General features: G+C 62.3%; 19 protein-coding genes. 7 read left to right on the top strand and 12 right to left on the bottom strand.

The annotated features are described in order from the left end of the window. Positions 1-31 precede the first annotated feature (31 nt). The gene (locus QYQ93_RS12525; RefSeq protein WP_043051701.1) at positions 32-442 is read right to left on the bottom strand and encodes a hypothetical protein; all 411 of its coding nucleotides are present in this window, start codon (positions 440-442) and stop codon (positions 32-34) included. A 109-nt stretch (positions 443-551) separates the two neighbouring features. Between QYQ93_RS12525 and QYQ93_RS12520 the strand changes: the two genes are divergently transcribed. Continuing rightward, positions 552-1,406: an AraC family transcriptional regulator gene (locus QYQ93_RS12520; protein WP_043051702.1), complete on the top strand. Its 855-nt coding sequence runs from the start codon at positions 552-554 to the stop codon at positions 1,404-1,406. Positions 1,407-1,571: 165 nt separating this feature from the next. Further along, positions 1,572-2,654 (top strand): LLM class flavin-dependent oxidoreductase, encoded by a 1,083-nt coding sequence (locus tag QYQ93_RS12515; RefSeq protein ID WP_338477085.1) that lies wholly within the window; start codon positions 1,572-1,574, stop codon positions 2,652-2,654. A 131-nt stretch (positions 2,655-2,785) separates the two neighbouring features. On the opposite strand, the gene QYQ93_RS12510 is transcribed toward QYQ93_RS12515, so the two are convergent. Together QYQ93_RS12510 and QYQ93_RS12505 are read right to left on the bottom strand one after the other, a co-directional pair. After that, positions 2,786-3,580, bottom strand: a complete 795-nt coding sequence (locus QYQ93_RS12510; protein WP_043051372.1) for a class II aldolase/adducin family protein — start codon at positions 3,578-3,580, stop codon at positions 2,786-2,788. Positions 3,581-3,686: 106 nt separating this feature from the next. Continuing rightward, positions 3,687-4,592 (bottom strand): LysR family transcriptional regulator, encoded by a 906-nt coding sequence (locus QYQ93_RS12505; protein WP_338477084.1) that lies wholly within the window; start codon positions 4,590-4,592, stop codon positions 3,687-3,689. A 212-nt stretch (positions 4,593-4,804) separates the two neighbouring features. Here QYQ93_RS12505 and QYQ93_RS12500 point away from each other — a divergent pair, with 212 nt between their 5' ends. The 3 genes from QYQ93_RS12500 (at position 4,805) to QYQ93_RS12490 (ending at position 8,044) form a co-directional block, all read left to right on the top strand. Continuing rightward, positions 4,805-5,416, top strand: a complete 612-nt coding sequence (locus QYQ93_RS12500) for a cysteine dioxygenase (RefSeq protein ID WP_338477083.1) — start codon at positions 4,805-4,807, stop codon at positions 5,414-5,416. Beyond that, positions 5,413-6,996, top strand: a complete 1,584-nt coding sequence (locus QYQ93_RS12495; protein ID WP_338477082.1) for a rhodanese homology domain-containing protein — start codon at positions 5,413-5,415, stop codon at positions 6,994-6,996. The genes QYQ93_RS12500 and QYQ93_RS12495 overlap by 4 nt, the downstream gene beginning before the upstream one ends. Before the next feature lie 85 nt (positions 6,997-7,081). Continuing rightward, positions 7,082-8,044: an ABC transporter substrate-binding protein gene (locus QYQ93_RS12490; RefSeq protein WP_338477081.1), complete on the top strand. Its 963-nt coding sequence runs from the start codon at positions 7,082-7,084 to the stop codon at positions 8,042-8,044. A gap of 71 nt (positions 8,045-8,115) precedes the next feature. Here QYQ93_RS12490 and QYQ93_RS12485 read toward each other — a convergent pair whose 3' ends face one another. The 5 genes from QYQ93_RS12485 to QYQ93_RS12465 form a co-directional block, all read right to left on the bottom strand. Continuing rightward, positions 8,116-8,865, bottom strand: a complete 750-nt coding sequence (locus tag QYQ93_RS12485; RefSeq protein ID WP_338477080.1) for an energy transducer TonB — start codon at positions 8,863-8,865, stop codon at positions 8,116-8,118. Beyond that, positions 8,862-9,308: a protein TolR gene (gene tolR / locus QYQ93_RS12480; protein WP_032889397.1), complete on the bottom strand. Its 447-nt coding sequence runs from the start codon at positions 9,306-9,308 to the stop codon at positions 8,862-8,864. Before tolR ends, QYQ93_RS12485 begins: the two co-directional genes overlap by 4 nt. 14 nt (positions 9,309-9,322) lie before the next feature. After that, entirely contained in the window at positions 9,323-10,015 is a 693-nt protein-coding gene (gene tolQ, locus QYQ93_RS12475; protein ID WP_043051366.1) for a protein TolQ, read from the bottom strand. A gap of 48 nt (positions 10,016-10,063) precedes the next feature. Next, complete coding sequence (locus tag QYQ93_RS12470) at positions 10,064-11,929, bottom strand: phytase (protein ID WP_338477079.1); 1,866 nt, start codon at positions 11,927-11,929, stop codon at positions 10,064-10,066. A gap of 144 nt (positions 11,930-12,073) precedes the next feature. Further along, complete coding sequence (locus tag QYQ93_RS12465; protein WP_338477078.1) at positions 12,074-14,596, bottom strand: TonB-dependent receptor; 2,523 nt, start codon at positions 14,594-14,596, stop codon at positions 12,074-12,076. Between the two features lie 381 nt (positions 14,597-14,977). Here QYQ93_RS12465 and QYQ93_RS12460 point away from each other — a divergent pair, with 381 nt between their 5' ends. Further along, positions 14,978-15,892 carry a GGDEF domain-containing protein gene (locus QYQ93_RS12460; RefSeq protein WP_043051363.1) on the top strand — a complete coding sequence of 305 codons (915 nt, stop codon included), beginning with the start codon at positions 14,978-14,980 and terminating at the stop codon, positions 15,890-15,892. Position 15,893: 1 nt separating this feature from the next. Then, positions 15,894-16,931, top strand: a complete 1,038-nt coding sequence (locus tag QYQ93_RS12455) for an AraC family transcriptional regulator ligand-binding domain-containing protein (RefSeq protein ID WP_338477077.1) — start codon at positions 15,894-15,896, stop codon at positions 16,929-16,931. Here the strand turns inward: QYQ93_RS12455 and QYQ93_RS12450 are convergent. The 4 genes from QYQ93_RS12450 to QYQ93_RS12435 all read right to left on the bottom strand — a co-directional run bounded on the left by QYQ93_RS12450 (position 16,918) and on the right by QYQ93_RS12435 (position 21,065). Further along, a complete protein-coding gene (locus tag QYQ93_RS12450) occupies positions 16,918-17,799 on the bottom strand; it encodes a LysR family transcriptional regulator (protein WP_046072243.1) in 882 nt (293 codons plus the stop codon). The two genes, QYQ93_RS12455 and QYQ93_RS12450, sit on opposite strands and share 14 nt — an antisense overlap. A gap of 198 nt (positions 17,800-17,997) precedes the next feature. Next, positions 17,998-18,615, bottom strand: a complete 618-nt coding sequence (ycaC, locus tag QYQ93_RS12445; protein WP_043051487.1) for an isochorismate family cysteine hydrolase YcaC — start codon at positions 18,613-18,615, stop codon at positions 17,998-18,000. Between the two features lie 24 nt (positions 18,616-18,639). After that, complete coding sequence (locus QYQ93_RS12440) at positions 18,640-20,478, bottom strand: amidohydrolase (protein WP_043051488.1); 1,839 nt, start codon at positions 20,476-20,478, stop codon at positions 18,640-18,642. Further along, a complete protein-coding gene (locus QYQ93_RS12435) occupies positions 20,475-21,065 on the bottom strand; it encodes an antibiotic biosynthesis monooxygenase (RefSeq protein ID WP_338477076.1) in 591 nt (196 codons plus the stop codon). The genes QYQ93_RS12440 and QYQ93_RS12435 overlap by 4 nt, the downstream gene beginning before the upstream one ends. Positions 21,066-21,085 lie beyond the last annotated feature (20 nt).

Genomic DNA, 21,085 nt, shown 5'->3' with positions numbered 1-21,085 from the left:
AATTGTGGGCGCTGTCGAGGGTTGGCCAGGCTTAGAAATGCGCCACATCCGAGACCTGCTCATCGAGCACATCGCGGGCCAATGCCCAGGCGCGGTCCTTGGACTCCACCACCAGCAACGGATAGCCCCAGGCCTTGCCGAATGTCACGGCAAAGGGCTTGAGGGCCAGGCGCTTGGCGGCGCTGGGTTCGACCTGGATCATGCCTCTGACGTAAGCGCGTAACGCCGCCTTGTGCTTCTTCATCCAGATCGAGGCCTGTTTGCGTTCTTCATGGGAGTGCGCGTGATTGTTTTCATCCACGGCTTTTTCATGCAACAACACGAAAGGCTGCTTGCGGGCCAGCAGGCGTTCGAAGATCAGGAAGGCATCTTCGGGCCCGCCTTGATTGGACGCGTCGAACACGATTTTCACCACGGGGAAAGTAGAACTGTCGAGTCGCATGGCAAAGCTCCTTGGATGAGATTGGTTCTCATCATAAGCACCAAGGTGCTGGACGGCATTACACACAATAGCCAGAATGTTTCGCAAACCAGCCAAGGTAGCCAGCACCATGGTCCATCACCGCCTCGATCACTACGACCCCTGCCGGGTACGCGATGCCGCTGCCATCCCGCGCCCGATAGTTGCCGTGGGCGCATCCAGTACTTCCGAGCGCTGGGAACATACCCCCCACCACCATCAGCACGGGCAACTGATCTACACCTTGCGCGGCGTGGTGCATTGCGTGATCGAGGCCGGTATCTGGATCGTGCCGCCACAGTGCGCACTGTGGATACCCGGCGGTGTGACCCACGCAGCGCGAGGGGCCGGGGAAGCCGATGTGTACTGCCTGCTGATCGACCCCGGCGCTGCCAGCGCCTTGCCCCAACAATGTTGCACCCTGGCGGTGTCGCCGCTGCTGCACGCGTTGATCGGCAAGGCGGTCAGTTTCCCGCCGCTCTACGACGAAGACGGTGCCCAGGGCCGGCTGGTGGCGACCTTGCTGGATGAGCTGGCCGAGGCCCCCATCGAGGCCCTGCATTTGCCGATGCCCCAAGACCCACGCTTGACGCGATTGGCCAATAGCTTGCTGACCAACCCCGGCGACAAATCCACCTTGGGCGAGTGGGCCATGCGCATAGGCATGAGCGAGCGCAGCATGACGCGCCTGTTGCTGGAGCAGATCGGTTTGAGTTTTGGCCGCTGGCGCCGCCAACTGCACGTGATCCTCTCGCTGCAACGCCTGGCCAACGGCGACAGTGTGCAGAGCGTGGCCCTGGACCTGGGTTACGAAAATGCCAGCGGCTTTATCACCATGTTCCGCAAGGCGATGGGCCAGCCGCCGGCGCGCTATCTGGCGGATCGCATGGGTGCGACGAGTCAGGGCGCGCAACCCGGCATCGCGATGCGCGAGGCTGCGAATTAAATGCATTTTTCTGATATTGAATAAATCTCAACATTTTATATTTTAATAATTAGGTTAGAACCAAACGGCATTTTACAGGCTCGGCCGCTGGCCCTACTTTCACGTCTACGGACCGACCCCCTGCCCGGTGGAGGCTTGTTTACCGACCTCGACAAGGACCTGACCATGAGCATCGAATTCATCGGCTATATCGGCGGCCACCACGCCTCGGAAATCCACCCGCGCAGCGGCCCGACCCTGCAACCGGACTATGTCGAAAGCGTGGCCCGCGCCCATGAAGCGGCGGCCTTCGACCGCGCCCTGATAGCCTTCCACTCCAACAGCCCGGACAGCACGCTGATCGCCGCCCATGCGGCCAGCGTCACCACCAGGCTGCAATTGCTGATCGCACACCGCCCGGGTTTTGCCCAACCCACATTGGCTGCACGCCAGTTCGCCACGCTGGATGTGTTCAACGGTGGGCGTACTGCCGTGCACATCATCACCGGCGGCGATGACAACGAGCTGCGTGCCGATGGCAGCCATATCGGCAAGGACGAACGCTATGCGCGCACCGACGAGTACCTGAGCGTGGTGCGCCAGGAGTGGACCAGCGAGCAGCCCTTCGACTTCACCGGCACTTACTACCAAGTGCAAGGCGCGCACTCCACGGTGAAGTCGCCACAACAACCGCATATCCCGCTGTATTTCGGCGGCTCTTCAGCGGCGGCGATTGCCGTGGCCGGCAAGCATGCGGATGTGTATGCGCTGTGGGGCGAAACCTATGAGCAGGTGCGCGAAGTGGTGACCCAGGTGCGCGCCGAAGCGGCCAAGCATGGCCGTACGATTCGCTTCAGTTTGTCTCTGCGGCCGATCCTCGCCGACACCGAGGAACTGGCGTGGCAGCGCGCCGAGCAGATTCTGCAGCAGGCCACGGCGCTGGCCGAAAAGAATGGCTTTGTGCGCCGCGAGCCGCCGAATGAAGGCTCGCGGCGGTTGCTGGCGGCGGCGGCGCAGGGGTCGCGGTTGGATAAGCGTTTGTGGACCGGGATTGCCGGGTTGCTCGGGGCGCAAGGCAACTCCACGTCGTTGGTGGGCACTGCCGAGCAAGTCGCAGAGGCGCTGCTGGATTACTACGACTTGGGGATTACCACCTTCCTGATTCGTGGGTTTGACCCGCTCAATGATGCGATTGACTATGGCAAGCAGTTGATTCCCCTCACCCGCCAGCTGGTCGCCGAGCGGGAACAGGCGCAGCAAGTGGCTTAAGCACAATGTGGGAGGGGGCTTGCTCCCGATGGCGGTGGGTCAGTCAATTCATCTATGACTGACCCACCGCCATCGGGAGCAAGCCGCCTCCCACATTTGGATTTTCACTGTGTTCAATAAACTGTTCCAACTCAGTTTTTGTAGTCGGTATCAGTGCGCTCCAACTGCCGCACCAGCGCATTCCAATGCCGCGCCACGCCAGGCCCTTGCCCATTGCTGAACACCTTGGCCTGTTCCTCGACCTTGGCCACCACCTCTGCCGGCGGGAAGATCAATTCGGCATTCCCCGCCGCCTGCGCGGCGATCTGGATATTGCACGCGCGCTCCAGGCTTTGCAGTTGCTGGAAGGCGTGCTCGACGCTGACGCCCGCCGTCAACAAGCCATGGTTGCGCAGAATCATCACGCTTTTGTCGCCCAGGTCCGCCACCAGCCGCTCACGCTCATCCAGGTCCAGGGCCACGCCCTCGTAACCGTGGTAAGCCACGCGCCCGGAGAACGCAATGGAGTGCTGGGAGATCGGCAGCAAGCCGCCCTTCTGCGCCGACACCGCAATACCGTCGCGGGTATGGGTGTGCAGCACTGCTTGCAGGTCATGGCGCGCGCCGTGGATGGCGCTGTGGATCACGTAGCCGGCGTAGTTGATCCCCAGGCCAGTGGGGTCGTCGACGAGGGTGCCATCGAGGTCGACCTTGACCAGGTTGGAGGCGCTGATTTCATCGAATAGCAACCCGAAGGCGTTGATCAGGAAATGCTCGTCGGGCCCCGGTACACGGGCCGAGAAGTGCGTGTAGATATGGTCGGTCCACTTGTACAAGGCCGCCAGGCGATAGGCGGCGGCCAGTTTGACGCGCACCTCCCATTCCTCTGGCGTGACGCGCTGGCGGACGGTATTGGAAACACTGGAAAGCGAGGTGACGCTGCGCATGGCAAAACTTCCTGGATGGCCTTAAGGACTCAAGGCCAGCCTAGGGGAAGCAAAAAAATAATAAAAAGCACATTTTAATCTAAGCTAATTATTAGTTTTTTTCATATCACGCGACGTTGCGGATCTTGTGCAGGGAGTCTGCCACCCACTGGCCAAACGCATCCACCGGCCCCTGCAGGTTGCCAAGGAAATGCGGGTAGATCAGCCACAGGTCCATCACCGGCTTGAAGTCCTTGAGCGGCATCACCGCCAGATGCTCGCGATGGGCACTGCGCTCCAGTAACGGACGCGGTACCAGGCCAAGGCCGAGGCCGTCGGCCACCAAACCCAATTGCAGTTCGGTGCCGAAGGTTTCCAGGTTGACCCGCAGCGCCAGGCCCTGGTCAGACAAGGTGCGTTGCAAGCCGGCTCGGAAGCCGCAGCCATCCGGGTTGAGAATCCAGCCGTTCTGGTACACATCCGCCAGCTTGCACGGCTTTTTCGGCAACTGCGCCTTGGCGCAGACCACCACCAGCTCCATCTTGCCAATGGACTCACCGACGATGTTGTCCGGAAAGATCTTGCCCGCCGGGAACAACGCCACCGCCGCATCCAGCTCGCCGCGTTCGATCTTGCCGACCAATTGGCTGCCCCAGCCGGTGGCGACCTGGGCGCGCAGGTCGGTGTATTCAGTGCGCAGGTGCTTAAGCGCGTCCAGCAACACCACGTCGCCGATGGTCTGCGGTACACCCAGGCGCAACACGCCGGTGGGCGGCGCATCGGTGGCTACCAGTTCGCGCAGGGCGTCCATCTCGCGCAGGATCAGCCGGCATTGTTCATAGACGCGGGTGCCGATCAGCGTCGGCTTGAGGGGCTTGGTGTTACGGTCGAACAGCTCCACGCCCAAGGCCTGCTCGAAGTTCTGCACACGGCGGGTAATGGCCGGCTGGGTCAATTGCAACGACTCGGCGGCATGGCTGATGGACTGGCAACGAATCACTTCGACAAAGGCATCGATATCGTCAATTTTCATTTGGGCCGCACATAGAGATCAGTCGTTAAGATGTGCGTGAAGCATAGTTGCCGCCAACCAGTCTGGATAGCCCACGCGGTGATCGATAACGTCTAACGCTATTCACCCCTGTTCTAAATTACCTTCAGCTATAAGCTAATCATTAAAAAATAGCATATTAACTTAAAACATTATGCTTATATAAACCCATCAGCACAGCCGATGGAATGGTCATGACCCAGGCCCGACACCCCGAGAGACTCAGAGCCTTCATAGGCGCCCTGGCGGAATTGATCGACGCCAACCCGCGTGAAGGCGACCTGCTGCACCGTGGCGGCAAGCTGCTGGCGCAACTGGTCAGCCATGATGACTGGCTCCCCGACGAATTCGCCCAGCCCGACCCCGAGCGCTACCAGCAATTCTTGCTGCATGCCGATTCGCGCCAGCGTTTCAGCCTTGTGAGCTTCGTGTGGGGCCCTGGGCAACGCACACCGATTCATGACCATCGGGTGTGGGGCCTGATCGGCATGTTGCGCGGCTCGGAGTTTTCCCAGGGCTTTGCCCGTGCCCCCGATGGCAGCCTGATGGTTGAAGGCAAGCCGATCCAGCTGCTGCCGGGCCAGGTCGAAGCGGTGTCGCCCAAAATTGGCGATATCCATCAGGTCAGCAATGCCCACGCCGACCAGGTGTCCATCAGCATCCATGTGTACGGCGCCAATATCGGTGCGGTGCGCCGTGCGGTGTATCAGCCTGACGGCAGCGAGAAACTATTTATCTCTGGTTATTCCAACGCCTATCTCCCGAATATCTGGGACCTGTCCAAAGAAAAGAGCCCTGCCCTATGACCACCGTATCGACCCGCAGCTATGCGCAGATTCGCCAGGCCCTGTTGGACCGTGAAGAAGTCGCGCTGATCGACGTGCGCGAGGAAGCGCCGTTTGCCGAGGCCCACCCGCTGTTCGCCGCGAATATCCCGCTGTCCAAGCTGGAACTGGAGGCGTACTCGCGCATTCCACGCCGCGATACCCAGGTCACCCTGTATGACAACGGTGAAGGGCTGGCCAGCCGCGCCGCCGAACGCCTGGTTGCGCTGGGCTACACCCAGGTCAGCCTGCTTGAAGGCGGGCTGGACGGTTGGCGCCGGGCCGGTGGTGAGCTGTTTATCGACGTCAACGTACCCAGCAAGGCCTTTGGCGAACTGGTCGAGAGCCAACGCCACACACCGTCCCTGGCCGCCGAAGACGTGCAGGCCCTGCTCGACAGCCAGGCCGACGTGGTGGTGCTCGACGCCCGCCGCTTCGACGAATACCAGACCATGAGCATCCCCACCGGCATCAGCGTGCCAGGCGCCGAACTGGTGCTGCGCGCACGTGAGCTGGCACCGGACCCGGCCACGCGCATTATCGTCAACTGCGCCGGGCGCACCCGCAGCATTATCGGCACCCAGTCGCTGATCAATGCCGGCGTCCCCAACCCGGTTTCGGCCCTGCGCAACGGCACTATCGGCTGGACCCTGGCCGGGCAGCCCCTCGCCCACGGCCAGGCCCGACGCTTCGCGCCAACCTCAGAGGAACACCGCCAGCTCGCCGCCGAGGCTGCGCGTCGTGTTGCCGACAAGGCCCGCGTTGGCCGCGCCTCCCTCGACGACCTGCACCGCTGGCAGCAGGAGGCGACGCGCACCACCTACCTGTTCGATGTGCGCACCCCGGAAGAATTCGAAATCGGCCATTTGCCCGGCGCACGCTCCACGCCCGGCGGGCAATTGGTGCAGGAAACCGATCACGTTGCCAGCGTGCGCGGGGCGCGCCTGGTGTTGGTGGACGACGACGGCGTACGCGCCAATATGTCCGCCTCCTGGCTGGCCCAGTTGGGTTGGCAGGTGCATGTACTGGATGACCTGCAAGCGGCGCATTTCAGCGAACGTGGCGCGTGGGTCGCACCGGTGCCTGCGCCGCCCCAGGCCGAACTGATCAGCGCGCCTACCCTCGCCGACTGGCTGGGCCATGGCGACACCCTGGTGCTGGACTTCACTGCCAGCGCCAACTATGTCAAACGCCATATTCCCGGGGCCTGGTGGGTCCTTCGCGGGCAACTGCCCCAGGCCCTGGCCAAGCTGCCGCCTGCGCAGCGCTACGTATTGACCTGCGGCAGCAGCCAGCTGGCGCGCCTGGCGGTGGCCGAAGTCGAGGCCCTGACCGGCAAGCAGGTGTTCCTGTTGCAGGATGGCACCGCCGGCTGGATCGCCGCACAACTGCCCCTGGAAGAAGGCGAAACCCACCTGACCTCGCCGCGTATCGACCGCTACCGCCGACCCTATGAAGGCACCGACAACCCACGGGAAGCCATGCAGGCTTACCTGGACTGGGAGTTCGGCCTGGTCGCGCAACTGGCCCGCGACGGCACCCATGGTTTCTATGTGATCTGAGCCACCGCTGCACTGTTTTTGCGGACATCCGACCCCTTCTCCAGGCGGAGGTATTTCCTTTTATCCAACGCCTGGAGTTTGCCCCATGCTGTACGCCACCCTATTCAAACGCCTGCTGCTGGGCGCCGCATTGACCCTCGGCCTGTTCTCCAGCGTCCAGGCCGCCGACCTGCAACCGCTGCGCGTGGCCAACCAGAAGTCCACGATCAAGGCACTGCTGGACGCTTCTGGCGAAAGCCAAAACGTTCCCTATGAAATCAAGTGGTCGGAATTCCCCTCGGCCTCGCCCCTGGGCGAAGCGCTGAATGCCGGCGCCGTGGATGTCGGCGCCCTGGGCGATGCTCCCTATGTGTTCGCCCTGGGCGCGGGCGCCTCGATCAAAGTGATCAGCATCATCCATGCCCAAGGGCGTAACACCACCGCACTGCTGGTGCCCAAGGACTCGCCGATCAAGACTGCGGCAGATCTCAAGGGCAAGAAAATCGTCACCGGCCGCGGCTCCATCGGGCACTACCTGGCAATCAGGGCCCTGAACGATGCCGGCCTGAGCACCCAGGATGTGCACTTCATCTTCCTGCTGCCCGCCGAATCGCGGCTGGTGCTGGACAACGGCACTGCAGATGCCTGGGCAACATGGGACCCCTACACCACCGTGGTCACCTCACAGAGCAACGCCCGCGTGCTGGTCAGCGGCAAGAATCTGTTGAGCAATCACCTCTATTTCGCCGCCACCAGCCAGGCAATCGCCGACAAACGCGTGCAACTGGACGACTTTGTCGCACGGGTTGACCGCGCCTACGCCTGGGCCAACACCCACCCCGATGAATATGCCGCCGCCCAGGCCAGGATCACCGGCTTGCCATTGGCCGTGCACATCGAAGTGGCCAAGGACACCCACCTGTCACCCGTCGCGATTGACGACAGCGTGGTCCGCGGCCTGCAAGCCACCGCCGACACCTATGTCAAAGAAGGCCTGCTGCCCAAGCACATCGACGTCTCCCAGGGCTTCGATCCAAGTTTCAACACCAAGCGTGCGTCCCAGTTATAGTGCCAGCTCCGCTCAAGACGCTGGCCTGGACACTCCCCCTCCCACATTGGTCCTGTGTTGGCCGCGAGAAGTCATTTGATGCGGTAGTGGAAGGTGTTGCGTACTGCCGGTACGGCTACAGCCTTGCCGTCAACGATCCTCGGCTGGTAGCGAAAGGTATTCGCCGCCGCCAGTGAAGGCCGGATAAACAGTGGGTGGCAGCCGTCCAGTACCTTGGGATTCTCCACGCGGCCCTGAATGTTGACGCTGTACTCCAAGGTGCAATCGCCTTCAATGTGCTTGTCCAGGGCGCGCTCGGGATAGTCCGGCGCTGCCTTGCTCAGGGGTTGATATTGGCGGCTGTCGAAGGCTGGCGCAGGAATGGCAGCCCGGGCTTTTTCAACGGCCATGCGTTGCTGATCGAGGCGTTGTTGTTCGAGCTCACGGTTGCGTTGTTCGGTGGCGAGGCGCTCCTGCTGTTGCTCGGCTTTCTTTTCCTCGACGCGTTTACGCGCCAGGGCGGCTTTCTCGAGTTTTTGCACCTGGACCTGCGGGTCAACCCTGGGCTTTGCTGGCACCGGCTCAGGCTCAGGCTCAGGGGGTGCGGAGGTAGCCGCCAGCGGTTCAGGCGCGGGCGCAGCGGGCAGCATGACCAACTGGGTGTGCATCACCCGCGGCGCATCCACCACAGGCGTTTGCGTCGACCAGGCCATCATCAACGCGGCCAGCACGCCCACATGCAGCGCCACCGCCAGGCCGGCGGCGAGGCTATTTCTCCAAACCCCCGAAGCATCCCTGGGCGCCATCGCCGGCGTGGGGTTGTGCATGATCATCGCCGTCATTGCGGGGCCTCGGTCACCAGTCCCAGGTTGCTGACACCGCCCTTCTGCAACACCGCCATGGCCGCGACCACCCGGCCATAACCGGCGTTGTCGTCAGCGCGGATATACACCTGGGTGTCGCTGCGCGCCGCCACTACCTGCATGACCTTGGCGCCCATTTCGTCCAGGCTTACGGCGCTGTCGGTCTGGTGCTGGGTATCGAGTTCGCCGCCGAGGTTCCAGTAGTAGCCACCGTCGGCCTTGACCGACAGCGTGAGGATCTGCTGGCGGGTGTCGGTGGCCAGTGCCTCGGCGGCGACCTTGGGCAGTTCGATCTTCACGCCCTGGGTCAGCATCGGCGCGGTGACCATGAAGATCACCAGCAGCACCAACATCACGTCGATATACGGCACTACGTTCATTTCGGCCTTGGGCCCGTGCTTGCGTTGCGGCCTGACTAACATGGGAATTGCTCCTTTCAGGCGGCCACGGCCAGGTTGCTCGACGTGCCGCGCAGGGAACGGTGCAGGCGCACTTGCAGTTCATTGCCAAACGCGTAGTAGCGGGTCAGCAGTGTCTGGCCGCGGGCCGCGAAGCGGTTATAGGCGATCACCGCGGGGATCGCCGCAAACAGGCCGATGGCCGTGGCGATCAAAGCTTCGGCGATGCCCGGCGCGACGGTGGACAACGTGGCCTGTTGCACCTGGGACAGGCCGATAAAGGAATTCATGATGCCCCATACCGTGCCGAACAAGCCGATGTACGGGCTGACCGATCCCACGGTGGCGAGAAATTGCAGGCCCTTTTCCAGCTCGATTTCCTGCTCGGTGATCGCTACCTGCAAGGCGCGCTCAACGCCTTCGAGCACAGCCGGGTCATGACTGTGCAAGTGCTGGTATTCCTGGACCCCGGCGATAAAGATCGGCGCAATGCCGCCCTCGCCCGCCTGTTGGATCTCACGGGACAGCGCCGGCAAATCCGGTGCGGCACGAAAACGCTGCACGAAACCGTTCAACTGTCGTTCCAGGCGGCGCAGCACACTGCCGCGCTGGATTATCAGGTACCAACTGAGCAAGGACGCCAACAGCAAGGTCAGCATGACCGCCTTGACCAACAGGCTGGCGTCGCTGATCAACCCCCAGATCGTCATATGTTCCATTGTCGCGTGCATGGTGAAGCTCCTATTCGATTGAAAATGGATGACTGCCTGATGACAGGCTCAAGGCAACTTCAAGGCGCGGGCTACCTCAGCCCAGGGTACGAACTTGAAGTTCTGGGTTTGCTCGGGCATGCGCTTGCGCCCGTCCTGCACTACCAGCATGCCCTGGCTCCATGGCCCGCCCAGGTTGACGGCCGTGACCTCGAGGCCGTCGGTTTCGGAGGCACCATCGATGCCGGCGGCGGCATTCAAGCCAACGCGCAGGGCACCGTGCACGGCAAACGGCGGTTCGGCGTCCACCACCAGGTAGCTGTCATTGCCCTGGCTGGAGATCACCAGGTAGTCACGTTGATCGCTCTGGTACAGCGCCAGTCCCTCGACATCCGCATGCAACTGCGGGCCGACCTTGATCACGCTGGTCAACGTTGCCGGCTGGTCGGCGCGTGCATCCACCGCCCATACACCGACGTCTTCCTCACCGATAAACAGGCGCTGGCGCTGATCGTCGGCCACGCAGCCTTCGGGTTGGCTGTCGACCTTGAACTGGCGCACCAGCTCGCCTTGCGCACGCCCGTGCGGCGCGCTGAGACGGTATTGCAGGAACGTGCCGTCCTTGCCGTTGGCGATCGCGTAGATCTCGCCGCTGGCGGGCTGGAACAGGCAAATGCCATAGATATCCTTGAGCGGCGTGGGCACTTCACCGGCTTCACGCAGCTCGCCGCTCTGACGGTCGATGCTGAACAGGCTCAGGCTGTTGCGGTCGCGGTTGCTCGCCACGGCCAGGTCGACCGTTTGCGCGCCCAGCTTGAAGTTGGGGCGTATATCGACGTTATTCAGACGGCCCACCGCCAGCTCCTGCAACAGCTTGCCGTCAAGGTCGTAGGCGAGCAGGCCCTGTTTTTTGTTGGTACCGAGCACGCGGCTGCTGGCCGGTGTCTGGGGGTGAATCCAGATCGCCGGGTCGTCCGCCGCATCGCCCTGGCGGCCAACCGGATCGCTCTGGCGCAAGGCCGCGACCTCCGGCAACACCGGGGCGGCTACAACGGGCTTGGCCTGCCAGTCGAGCCTGGCCTGGTAGAGCTTGCCGCTGTCGTCATCGCGCACCAGCAACTGGCGGCCATTGATCGCCAGTTGCTGCGGTTCTTTGAGCCCCGGCAGGCTCAGGCTCACTTCCTCCACCCAGCGCTCGCCGGCGTGCTGGAACAGGTGCAACTGGGCGCTCTTCGGGTCCAGCGCAACCATGCCACCCGGCACCAGCGCCATGGCCCCGGCTTGGCGCTTGGAGTCATCGAACAGCGCCACCGGTGTGCGTTGCACATCCGCTTCCGGGTGCGCAGGGTAGGCCCACCAGCCGACATTCTCTTCATTGACCACCAACTGCTGGGTGGCGTCGTCCACCTGGCAGAATTGCGCCGATGGCGGCAGCGGCAAACCGCGTACACGCTGGGGTTCGGCGAGCAGCGTCGCGCCGTTGCCCACCAGCCATTGCTCGCCCTTGCCTTCTTCGCCCACCAGGAATACGAACAGGTTGGCCACCGAGTCGCGATAAAGGCACAGGCCATTGACCGAGTAGTCACGGGTTGGCAGGTACAGGGGCTTGCCCCAATTTTTGCTGGCGGTGTCCAGGCTGATCAGCAACGCCTGTTGGCGGTCGTTGTCGAGGCTGGCGACCAGTACCTGGGCGCCTGTGACGCGGGTATCGAGGCTGGTGAAATTGCCTTTGAAGCGCGCCAGTTCGGCGCCCTGGCTGTCGAGCAGTTGTAGCCCGTCGCGGGTACCGGCGGCCAGGCGCTCGGTGGCGTTGGGCAAGAAGGCCACGACTTCGGCATTCAGGCTCGGCGCCCAAGGCGACAGGGCCAGGTCGGTGGCGAAGGCATTGGCGCTGGTGACCAGCGCGATCAACAGGTACAGCTTGGAAATTCTCATGAACAGGCAAATCCTTCGAATACGATAAAGATCCAATGTGGGAGGGGGCTTGCTCCCGATGGCAGTGGTTCAGTGAATACAATGGAGGCTGACACACCGCTATCGGGAGCAAGCCCCCTCCCACATTGGAATTCAGGTGTGGTTTTAGAAATGGGTGAAGGTCAGGCCCACTTTGTAGGTCGGGCCGTACTCTTCGTACTGGCCGTTGTAGCTGCGGTGGCCGGTGTAGACGAAGTACGACTCATCAGTGAGGTTCTGGGCCTCGAAGCTGACTTGCAGGTTCTTGGTCACCGAGTAGCGCGCACTGAAGTCGACGAAGGTCTGCGCGTCGACGTGCAGGTCATGGGCCTTGTCGTTGATCGAGGCCAGTTCATACAGGTAGGCCGATTTGTAGTTGGCCGACAAGCGCAAGCTGAGCTTGTCGTCTTCCCAGCCCAGCATCAGGTTGCCGACCGTGTCCGACTGGTTGGGCAGGCTGATACTGCGCTTGCGGTTGCGCCCGCTGGCGCCGTCGAAACCTTCGATATCTGCGCTGGAGCGGCTGAAGGTGCTGTTGGCGCCGACCAGCAAGCCGTTCCACGGCGCGGGCAGCCAGTCGAACTTCTGTGAGTAGGCCAGCTCCAGGCCGTAGAGTTTGGCGCTGTCGCCATTGGCATAGGTGTGGGCCTCGGAGAAATTGGTCCAGGCACCTGTGCCGGCCACGTCGGTGTTGTAGACGAAGTTCTGAATGTCCTTGTAGAACACGAATGCCGACACGGTGCCGGCGCGGCCCATGAAGTGCTCGATGCCCAGGTCCAGGTTGCTCGATTCCAGGGGTTTGAGGTCCGGGTTGCCGAAGGTGGCTTCGTCATCGTCGATCACAAAACCCGGCGCCAGCTGGCCGAATGTCGGGCGTACCACCGACTTGGTCCAGGCAGCGCGCACTTGGGTGTTCTTGTCGATCTGGTAGCGTGCGTGCAGGCCCGGCAACCAGTGGTGATAACGCCGCTTGGTCTCGGTGGCGCTGAACTGGCCGTCGGTGGCGCCGGTGCCCTTGGCTTCGAATTCGGTGCCCTCGTAGCGCATCCCAGCGATGAACCGCCAGTCGTCGATATCGACGGTGTTCATCAGGTAGCCGGCGTTGATATCTTCGCGGATGGTGAAGTCGTTGACCCTGGATTCGGTGGGGTCGTAGAAATCATCCCGATTGAGGCCGCCAATCAGCTGGCGGATATTGCCCGCGCTGATACCTGGGCCATATCGGCCGAGACGGTAGTCGACACTGCCCTTCTGGAACTGCGTGAGGTTGAGCTGTTCATCACTGAGACCTTGCTGATCCAGGTCCTTATAGACCCAGGCCTCCAAGTCGTTGTCCTTGTTGCGGCGGCTGGCCTTGCCACCGAACTTGAACTGGGAGGCATAGCCACTCAGGTCATAGTCACGGGCCAGGTCCAGGCGCAGGTTTTTCTCGGTGTCCTTTGTGTACTGTTTCTCCCAATCGACCTTGTCGAGGCTGAAATTGCTGGCGTCGTAGAAGCCGCTGCCGATGATCGGGCGAGGTTTGTCCTTGTCGTAGAAACCGCTGTTGGCGAAGTCGCCGCCATCGAAGGTGGCGCCCGCAATGTGCGCCGGGCTGTCTTCGCTGGACTGGCTGTAGCCGGCCTGGCCGCTGAGGGTCCACAGGCCCAGCATGCGTTCGCCGCCAAACACATAGGATTGGATCTGCTGGGTTTCCTCACGGTTTTTCAGCTTGCGCTTGCCCTCGGCATCGCCCAGTTCACCAGGCGCTTGCGGGTCGGCAAATTCGAGGCTGGCGGCGTTGCGGGTTTCGGTGTCCTTGTAGCGGCTGTAGAGGGTACGCAGGTAATAGCTGCTGAGGTCGTCGGGCTTGTAGTCGAAGTTCAAGCCGCCACCTGCGCGTTCGCGGCTGATATCGTAGTCGCGCTGTTCGAACTCGTTGAGCCTGGCGCCGTCGGTGAAATCCCAGGCGCCACCGGTCTCGACGTTATCCGAACCGAAGTCGCGCTTCTGCCAGCTCAGCGCTGCGGCCACGCCGAAATTATCGATGCCATCGCCGAGGCTGAAGCGGTTACTGGCGGCACCGGAGAATTTCGGGCTGGTCTGGCCGGTGTTCTTGTCGTAGCTGGCTTCGGTGCTACCGGTATAGAACAGGCCCTTGTGATCGAACGCCGACAGGCTCTTCACATCCACGGTGCCGCCGAGTGAGTTGGCGTCCATGTCCGGGGTCAGGGTCTTGATCACCGACAGCGATTGCACCAGCTCCGAGGGCAGTACATCGAGGGCCACGGCGCGGCGTTCGCTCTCCGGCGCGGGCACCAGGGTGCCGTTGATGGTGACGCTGTTGAGGTCCGGGCCCAGGCCGCGCACGCTGACAAAACGCCCTTCGCCCTGGTCGCGTTCCACACTGATGCCCGGTAGGCGCTGCACCGCTTCGGCGACGTTTTCATCCGGTAATTGGGCTACCCCGTCGGCATGTACCACGCTCCTGATGCTGTCGGAAGAACGTTGTTCCTTGAGGGCGCTGTCCATGGCAGCGGCCTGGCCGACCACTTCGACATGCTCGGTGGTGGCCGCCTCGGCCGCCTCGGCCGCCGTGAGCCGCTCGCTGGCCATCGCCAGGGCCAAGGCGGTAAGCGTGAAGCTGACGAGCCCGGTGCGCTTGTACATGCAATCCTCCCCAAGAATCCATTGGTGCCAGGCAAGAGGGCCCGGCAACTGGGAGGGCACGCTAGGGGTGGGGGATGACGGTTCTGTGACAGCATTGAGTGGTCATGTCCGTAAACCGCAGGTTTACACGGATTATTGGCTTGGAATGAGCTGATATGACCTCAGCAGTTCTCATGTGGGAGGGGGCTTGCCCCCGATAGCGGTGTGTCAGCTACAAATAAGCTGACTGATACACCGTCGTCGGGAGCAAGCCCCCTCCCACATGTTTAATCTTTGTTGCCTGTGAGATGAGCTGATTCGACCCTCGCCCACCGTCATCCAACGGTCACATCCATCTGCTGTGCTGGCGCCCATTGCTCATTTGCCCAAGGACTCGCGGCCATGTTTTGCGTGCTCAAGCCCCACCGCTGGAAACTTTCGTTGCTGCTGGTCGCCGCCAATCTCGGGCTGATCCTGCACCTGGCCTGTGGCGAATTGAAAAGCGTCAGTGAATGGGTGTGGCTGGATATTGTCGGCGAAGGCGGTTCCGCCCTGCTCGCCCTGGTATGGCTGGGACTGGTGCTCAAAAGCCGCCCCGCAGGGCGCGTCACCAACTACCTGGCGCTGGGCCTGTCGTGCATCTTTTTCTCCTGGTGGATCGACAGCCTCGACGAGTTTATCCGCCTGCCCGACAGCATCACCTGGGACCATTGGCTGGAGTCCGGGCCGATGCCGGTGGGCATGGTCCTGCTGACCATCGGCATCTACCACTGGCACCGCGAACAACTGGCGATCAGCGCGCAGATGGAAAAACGCGAGCGGCTGTTCCGTGAGCATCGGCTGTTCGACAAACTCACGCCGCTGGCCGGCGCTGACTATCTCAAGCGCCAGTTGGCCGGCAGCCTGCAAGACAGTCGCGACCAGCAACAACCGCTGTCGCTGCTCGCCCTGGATCTGGACAACTTTGCCGCCATCAACCAGGCCTACGGGCATGCCGAGGGTGACGCGGTGCTGCAGGCCCTCAGCCATTTGCTGCTGCTCAACCTGCGCCGCCAGGACCTGCTGTGCCGCCTGGCCGGTGACCGCTTTGTGGTACTGCTGCCCAATACCGGTGAACGCCAGGCCAGGGAGCTGGCGCTGGAGTTGCAGCAGGCAGTGCTCGGCCTGGCCCACAAGACCCGGCAACAAGGCGAACGTCTGCAACTGGCCGCGACCACCGCCGTGGTCATGGCCCTAGAAGAACCGCCCCAGGACTTGCTCAAGCGCCTGAACCTGGCGTTGGCCAGGGCCAAGCAACCGCTTGCGAAAAGTGCCTGAGATGACCGTGAAAACCAGCTGGTATGAAGCCGATAGCCGCTTCATCCCAGGGCATTACCAACCCGCCACGCTGATCGACCTGGCCTTGTCCCGCGACATCGACAGCCATCGCCTGCTACGCGGCACCGGGCTGTTTCACGAGGACATCCTGGCTGGCAATGCGCACCTGAGCCCACAACAGTTCTTCGGTCTGATCGGCAACAGCCGCAGATTATTGGACGCCGACGACAGCAGCTTCTTGTTTGGCCAGCGTCTGCTGCCGGGCTATTACGGCGCCGCCAGCCACGCCCTTGGCCATGCGCAAAACCTGCACCAGGCCCTGGAGATCCTGATCCAGCAACAGGTGTTGCTCAGCCCGTTGGCCACCCTGCAACTGGAGCTGGATGAGCATCACGCCTACCTGTACTGGCTGGACAGTTGCGGCGCCGGCGAGCACTGGCGTTTCCTGCTGGAAGCCAGCATGACCTCGCTGGTTGCCATGAGCCAATGGCTCAGCGGCGAGCGCCTGCCATGGGCATGCAGTTTCAGCCATGCCGAGCCGCGTTATATCGAGCAGTACTGGGTGCACCTGGGCGAAGACACGCGCTTCGAACGCCCGCTGGACATGATGAGCATCCCGCGTGAATACCTCACCCGCCCCTGGCCTGGCGCCTCGGTCACGGCCGGCCAGGTTGCGCGTCGACAGGCCCGCGAGCAGATCGAACAGCTGGGTTTTGCTGGCAGTTTTCTCGACTGTCTCTACGACTACCTGCGCGACCAGGTACGCCAGCCACCCAGCCTGGAACAGGCGGCCCAGGCCTTCGCCATGAGCCCGGCGACCCTCAAGCGCAAGTTGAGCAAGCATGACACCGGTTTTCAACAGCAAGTGGACCGGGTACGCAAACAGGTGGCGTTGCACCTATACCAGCTCAAGGGCTACAGCAATGATGAGGTGGCGACGTACCTGAACTTCAACGATGCGGCGAACTTCCGGCGTTCGTTCAAGCGCTGGACCGGCAGCACACCGAACCTGATCCGCCAGATGTTCAACAGCCGCTAGCCAGGCGTTCGCGCAAAAACTCCACCAGCGCCTGCACCGGCCGTGAACTTTGCCGGTGCTGGGGATATACCGCCGACAGGGTCAGTGCTTCGGGGGCGAAGTCGTCCAGCAGTGTCACCAGGCGCCCATCTTTCAACGCATCCGCGACGATAAAGGTCGGCAGATAGGTCACCCCCAGCCCGGCGATGGCGGTATCACGCAACAACTCGCCGTTATTCACGCGCATACGCCCACTGACATTCAACCCCTGCAACTTGCCTTTGAAGCGCCATTGCACCTGGCGACCATGGCCATAGGGCAGGCAGTCGTGCGCGGTCAGGTCCTCGGGTTTCAACGGCGTACCCCGCAGCGCCAGGTAATCGGGGCTGGCGCAGTACACCCGCTGCACGCTGGCGATCCGGCGGGCAATCAGGGTGGAATCTTCCAGGGTGCCGATGCGCAGCACCAGGTCGTAGCCCTCGCCGATCAAGTCTACCGGGCGGTCGCTCAGGTCGACTTCCACCGACACCTGCGGATGACGTTGCAGGAACAACGGCAGCAGGCAGCCCAGGTGAGCCATGGCGAATGACAACGGCGCGCTGAGGCGGATGGTGCCGCGCGGCTCGCTGTTCTGGCCGGCGATGCCCTGCTCCACTTGCTCGACTTCACCGAGCAGGCGCAGGGCGGATTCGTAGTAGCTCTGGCCCAGGGGCGTGACATCCAGGCGCCGGGTAGAGCGATTGAGCAGACGCACGCCAAGACGCTCTTCCAGCTGGATCAGGCGACGACTGACGAATTGCTTGGACAGGCCCAGTTGCTCGGCGGCAGCGGTGAAACTGCCGGACTCCATGACCTGGCAGAACAGGCGCATGTCTTCGAAAGGGTTCATTGTCGCTTCTCGGTGGACGATGGGCTGATTTATAGCCTTTCAGCGGCCACACCACAAACCTAATATGGGAACACAATCAAATGTGGGAGGGGGCTTGCTCCCGATGGCGGTGTATCAGTCAAAAATGCTGTGACTGACACACTGCCATCGGGAGCAAGCCCCCTCCCACAGGAGATTACCTACATCTGGCAGATCTGCTTACTTGGCGGTGAACGCCGAGTAGCTGTTCATCAGGTTGCGGTAGTTGGGAATGCGCGGCGACAACAGGTTGGCCAGGCCTTCCATGTCGTTGCGCCAGTCAACCTGCAGCTCGCAGGCCACCGAGAACCAGTTCACCAACTGTGCGCCGGCGGCAGTCATGCGCGCCCAGGCGGCCTGTTGCACGGTTTCGTTGAAGGTGCCGGAGGCATCGGTGACCACGAATACTTCGAAGCCTTCGTCGAGGGCGCACAGGGTCGGGAACGCTACGCACACATCCGTGACCACGCCGGCAATGATGATCTGCTTGCGACCGGTCGCCTTGACAGCCTTGACGAAATCTTCGTTGTCCCAGGCGTTGATCTGGCCAGGGCGGGCGATATACGGCGCATCCGGAAACAGTGCCTTGAGCTCTGGCACCAGTGGGCCGTTGGGGCCGCCTTCAAAACTGGTGGTCAGGATGGTGGGCAGGTTGAAGAACTTCGCCACGTCGGCCAGGGCCAGCACGTTGTTCTTGAATTCGTTGGGGGAGAAATCCTGCACCAGAGAAATCAGGCCGGTCTGGTGATCGACCAGCAGGACAACCGCGTCGTCTTTGTTCAAGCGCTTGTAAGTCATGGGGTAACTCCTTTGGTTTCTGGATTAAAAGGCAAAGCATGAACAGCCAAACGCACCCCAGAAGCCCTGGAAGTCGCTGACTGGGACGCTGGAAAGACGGGCTTTTTCATGGCTGTGGGCATGCACGCCGCACGGGCCGCTGCACTGGTGGACCTGGGCCTGCAAGGGCGAGGACGGACGCCAGTGCCCTGGTACCTTGACCACCGGCGACCAGTCAGGCAGCACCGGCACGCGAGGTGGGGCGAAATCTTCGAAGTCACCCGCGCCGTATACGACCTTGCCGCCGACCACGGTCAGTACCGATTCGATCCACTTGATGGCTTCCTCGTCGACACTGAAGAAGTCCGCCGACAACGCGGCCACGTCCGCCAGCTGGCCGACCTTGATCTGGCCCTTCTTGCCCTGCTCGGACGAGAACCAGGCGCTGCCGTGGGTAAACAACTCCAGCGCGGTAAGGCGTGGCAGACCCTCGGCGTGCAGCTCCAGGCCGCCAACGGTGCGGCCGCTGACCATCCAGTACAACGAGGTCCAGGGGTTATAGCTGGAGACCCGCGTGGCATCGGTGCCCGCTCCTACCGGCACGCCTTCGGCGAGCATGCGCTTGATCGGCGGCGTGGCTTCGGCGGCCTTGGCACCGTAGCGCTCAACAAAGTATTCACCCTGGAACGCCATGCGGTCCTGGATCGCAATGCCGCCGCCGAGGGCGCGCACGCGCTCGATGTTTTTCGGGGTAATGGTTTCAGCATGGTCGAAAAACCATGGCAAGCCATTGAAGGGAATGTCGCGGTTAACCTTCTCGAACACATCGAGCATGCGCGAGATGGATTCGTCGTAGGTGGCGTGCAGACGGAACGGCCAGCGCTGTTCCACCAAGTGGCGTACCACCGGCTCCAGCTCCTGTTCCATGGTCAGCGGCAGGTCCGGGCGCGGTTCGAGGAAGTCTTCGAAATCCGCCGCCGAAAACACCAGCATTTCGCCAGCGCCGTTATGACGCAGATAGTCATCGCCCTGATGCAGGGTGACGCTGCCGGTCCAGTTCTTGAAGTCGCTGAGTTCTTCCTTGGGCTTTTGGGTGAACAGGTTGTAGGCGATGCGCACCGTCAACTGTTGATCCTTGGCCAACTGTTCGATCACCGCATAGTCATCGGGATAGTTCTGGAAGCCGCCACCGGCATCGATGGCGCTGGTCAGGCCCAGGCGATTGAGTTCGCGCATGAACTGGCGGGTGGAGTTGACCTGGTATTCCAAGGGCAGTTTCGGGCCCTTGGCCAAGGTCGAATACAGGATCATCGCGTTAGGTCGCGCCACCAGCATGCCGGTGGGGTTGCCGTGGCTGTCGCGCACGATCTCGCCGCCTGGCGGGTTGGGCGTGTCCTTGGTGTAGCCGGCCACCCGCAACGCGGCGCGGTTGAGCAAGGCGCGGTCGTACAGGTGCAGCACAAACACCGGAGTGTCCGGCGCGGCCTGGTTGAGTTCTTCGAGGGTGGGCATGCGTTTTTCGGCGAACTGGAATTCGTTCCAGCCGCCGACCACGCGCACCCATTGCGGTGTAGGGGTACGGTCGGCCTGGTCCTTGAGCATGCGCAAGGCATCGGCCAGGGACGGCACGCCTTCCCAGCGCAGCTCGAGGTTGTAGTTCAGCCCGCCGCGGATCAGGTGCAGGTGCGAGTCATTGAGCCCAGGGATCACCGTGCGGCCCTTGAGGTCGATGACCTGGGTGCCGCTGCCGCGCAGGGCCATGGCTTCACCGTCGGTACCCACGGCGACAAAGCGCCCCTCATGAATGGCGACGGCGGTGGCCCGTGGATTTTCCCGGTCCACGGTGTGGAACTGGCCATTGAACAGAATCAGATCGGCGTTCATAGGGTTTCCTTTACAGAAGGTTGAAGCCAGGGGGCAAACAAGCGGGTGGCCGCCGGCATCAGCAGGTAGACCACCAACAGCACAATGGTCAGGGTGACCAGGAAAGTGGAGACCACGTAGTTGGACAGCAACGGGTGCAGGCGCAGGATTGGCCCCCAGATAAACGGCAGGAGCAAGGTTTGCGGCAAAATCACGCACAGGCTGACCACTGCCTGCTTCCAGCGCGGCGGCTGGGCAGCGCCGTCGGCCTGGGGCGCGAACCAGAACTCATTGACGGCGCCGATTTCGGTCTGGTCGCCGTCCGCCAGCATCGGCGCGGCTTCGTCGATCAGGGCCTGACGTTGGGGAGAGTCAAGCCACAATTCCAGGGCATCGGTGGAGCGATAGCGCAGCACACAGGTGAACAGCGCCATGCCGTTCTGCCGGCTGCGTACCACATCGACGCCCAGATGGCCGGGTCGCTCACCAGCGATGCGCACGATACGGCGCAGCCAGGCTTCGTATTCGGTTTCGCGCCCGGGCTTGACCCGGTGCTTGACCACCAGCGTGACGACTTCGTCCGGACTGGTCTTGGGTATTGGGTCCATGGTTGGGTGACTCCCCCGCA

The organism is Pseudomonas khavaziana (assembly GCF_036704165.1).
In the GTDB taxonomy this organism is placed as follows: domain Bacteria; phylum Pseudomonadota; class Gammaproteobacteria; order Pseudomonadales; family Pseudomonadaceae; genus Aquipseudomonas; species Aquipseudomonas khavaziana.
This window is presented reverse-complemented; position numbering and strand designations above follow the sequence as displayed.

Coding starts and splice junctions, on each gene's coding strand:
- QYQ93_RS12525 (WP_043051701.1), bottom strand. CDS start 442: ATGCGACTCGACAGTTCTACTTTCCCCGTGGTGAAAATCGTGTTCGAC.
- QYQ93_RS12520 (WP_043051702.1), top strand. CDS start 552: ATGGTCCATCACCGCCTCGATCACTACGACCCCTGCCGGGTACGCGAT.
- QYQ93_RS12515 (WP_338477085.1), top strand. CDS start 1,572: ATGAGCATCGAATTCATCGGCTATATCGGCGGCCACCACGCCTCGGAA.
- QYQ93_RS12510 (WP_043051372.1), bottom strand. CDS start 3,580: ATGCGCAGCGTCACCTCGCTTTCCAGTGTTTCCAATACCGTCCGCCAG.
- QYQ93_RS12505 (WP_338477084.1), bottom strand. CDS start 4,592: ATGAAAATTGACGATATCGATGCCTTTGTCGAAGTGATTCGTTGCCAG.
- QYQ93_RS12500 (WP_338477083.1), top strand. CDS start 4,805: ATGACCCAGGCCCGACACCCCGAGAGACTCAGAGCCTTCATAGGCGCC.
- QYQ93_RS12495 (WP_338477082.1), top strand. CDS start 5,413: ATGACCACCGTATCGACCCGCAGCTATGCGCAGATTCGCCAGGCCCTG.
- QYQ93_RS12490 (WP_338477081.1), top strand. CDS start 7,082: ATGCTGTACGCCACCCTATTCAAACGCCTGCTGCTGGGCGCCGCATTG.
- QYQ93_RS12485 (WP_338477080.1), bottom strand. CDS start 8,865: ATGACGGCGATGATCATGCACAACCCCACGCCGGCGATGGCGCCCAGG.
- tolR (WP_032889397.1), bottom strand. CDS start 9,308: ATGTTAGTCAGGCCGCAACGCAAGCACGGGCCCAAGGCCGAAATGAAC.
- tolQ (WP_043051366.1), bottom strand. CDS start 10,015: ATGCACGCGACAATGGAACATATGACGATCTGGGGGTTGATCAGCGAC.
- QYQ93_RS12470 (WP_338477079.1), bottom strand. CDS start 11,929: ATGAGAATTTCCAAGCTGTACCTGTTGATCGCGCTGGTCACCAGCGCC.
- QYQ93_RS12465 (WP_338477078.1), bottom strand. CDS start 14,596: ATGTACAAGCGCACCGGGCTCGTCAGCTTCACGCTTACCGCCTTGGCC.
- QYQ93_RS12460 (WP_043051363.1), top strand. CDS start 14,978: ATGTTTTGCGTGCTCAAGCCCCACCGCTGGAAACTTTCGTTGCTGCTG.
- QYQ93_RS12455 (WP_338477077.1), top strand. CDS start 15,894: ATGACCGTGAAAACCAGCTGGTATGAAGCCGATAGCCGCTTCATCCCA.
- QYQ93_RS12450 (WP_046072243.1), bottom strand. CDS start 17,799: ATGAACCCTTTCGAAGACATGCGCCTGTTCTGCCAGGTCATGGAGTCC.
- ycaC (WP_043051487.1), bottom strand. CDS start 18,615: ATGACTTACAAGCGCTTGAACAAAGACGACGCGGTTGTCCTGCTGGTC.
- QYQ93_RS12440 (WP_043051488.1), bottom strand. CDS start 20,478: ATGAACGCCGATCTGATTCTGTTCAATGGCCAGTTCCACACCGTGGAC.
- QYQ93_RS12435 (WP_338477076.1), bottom strand. CDS start 21,065: ATGGACCCAATACCCAAGACCAGTCCGGACGAAGTCGTCACGCTGGTG.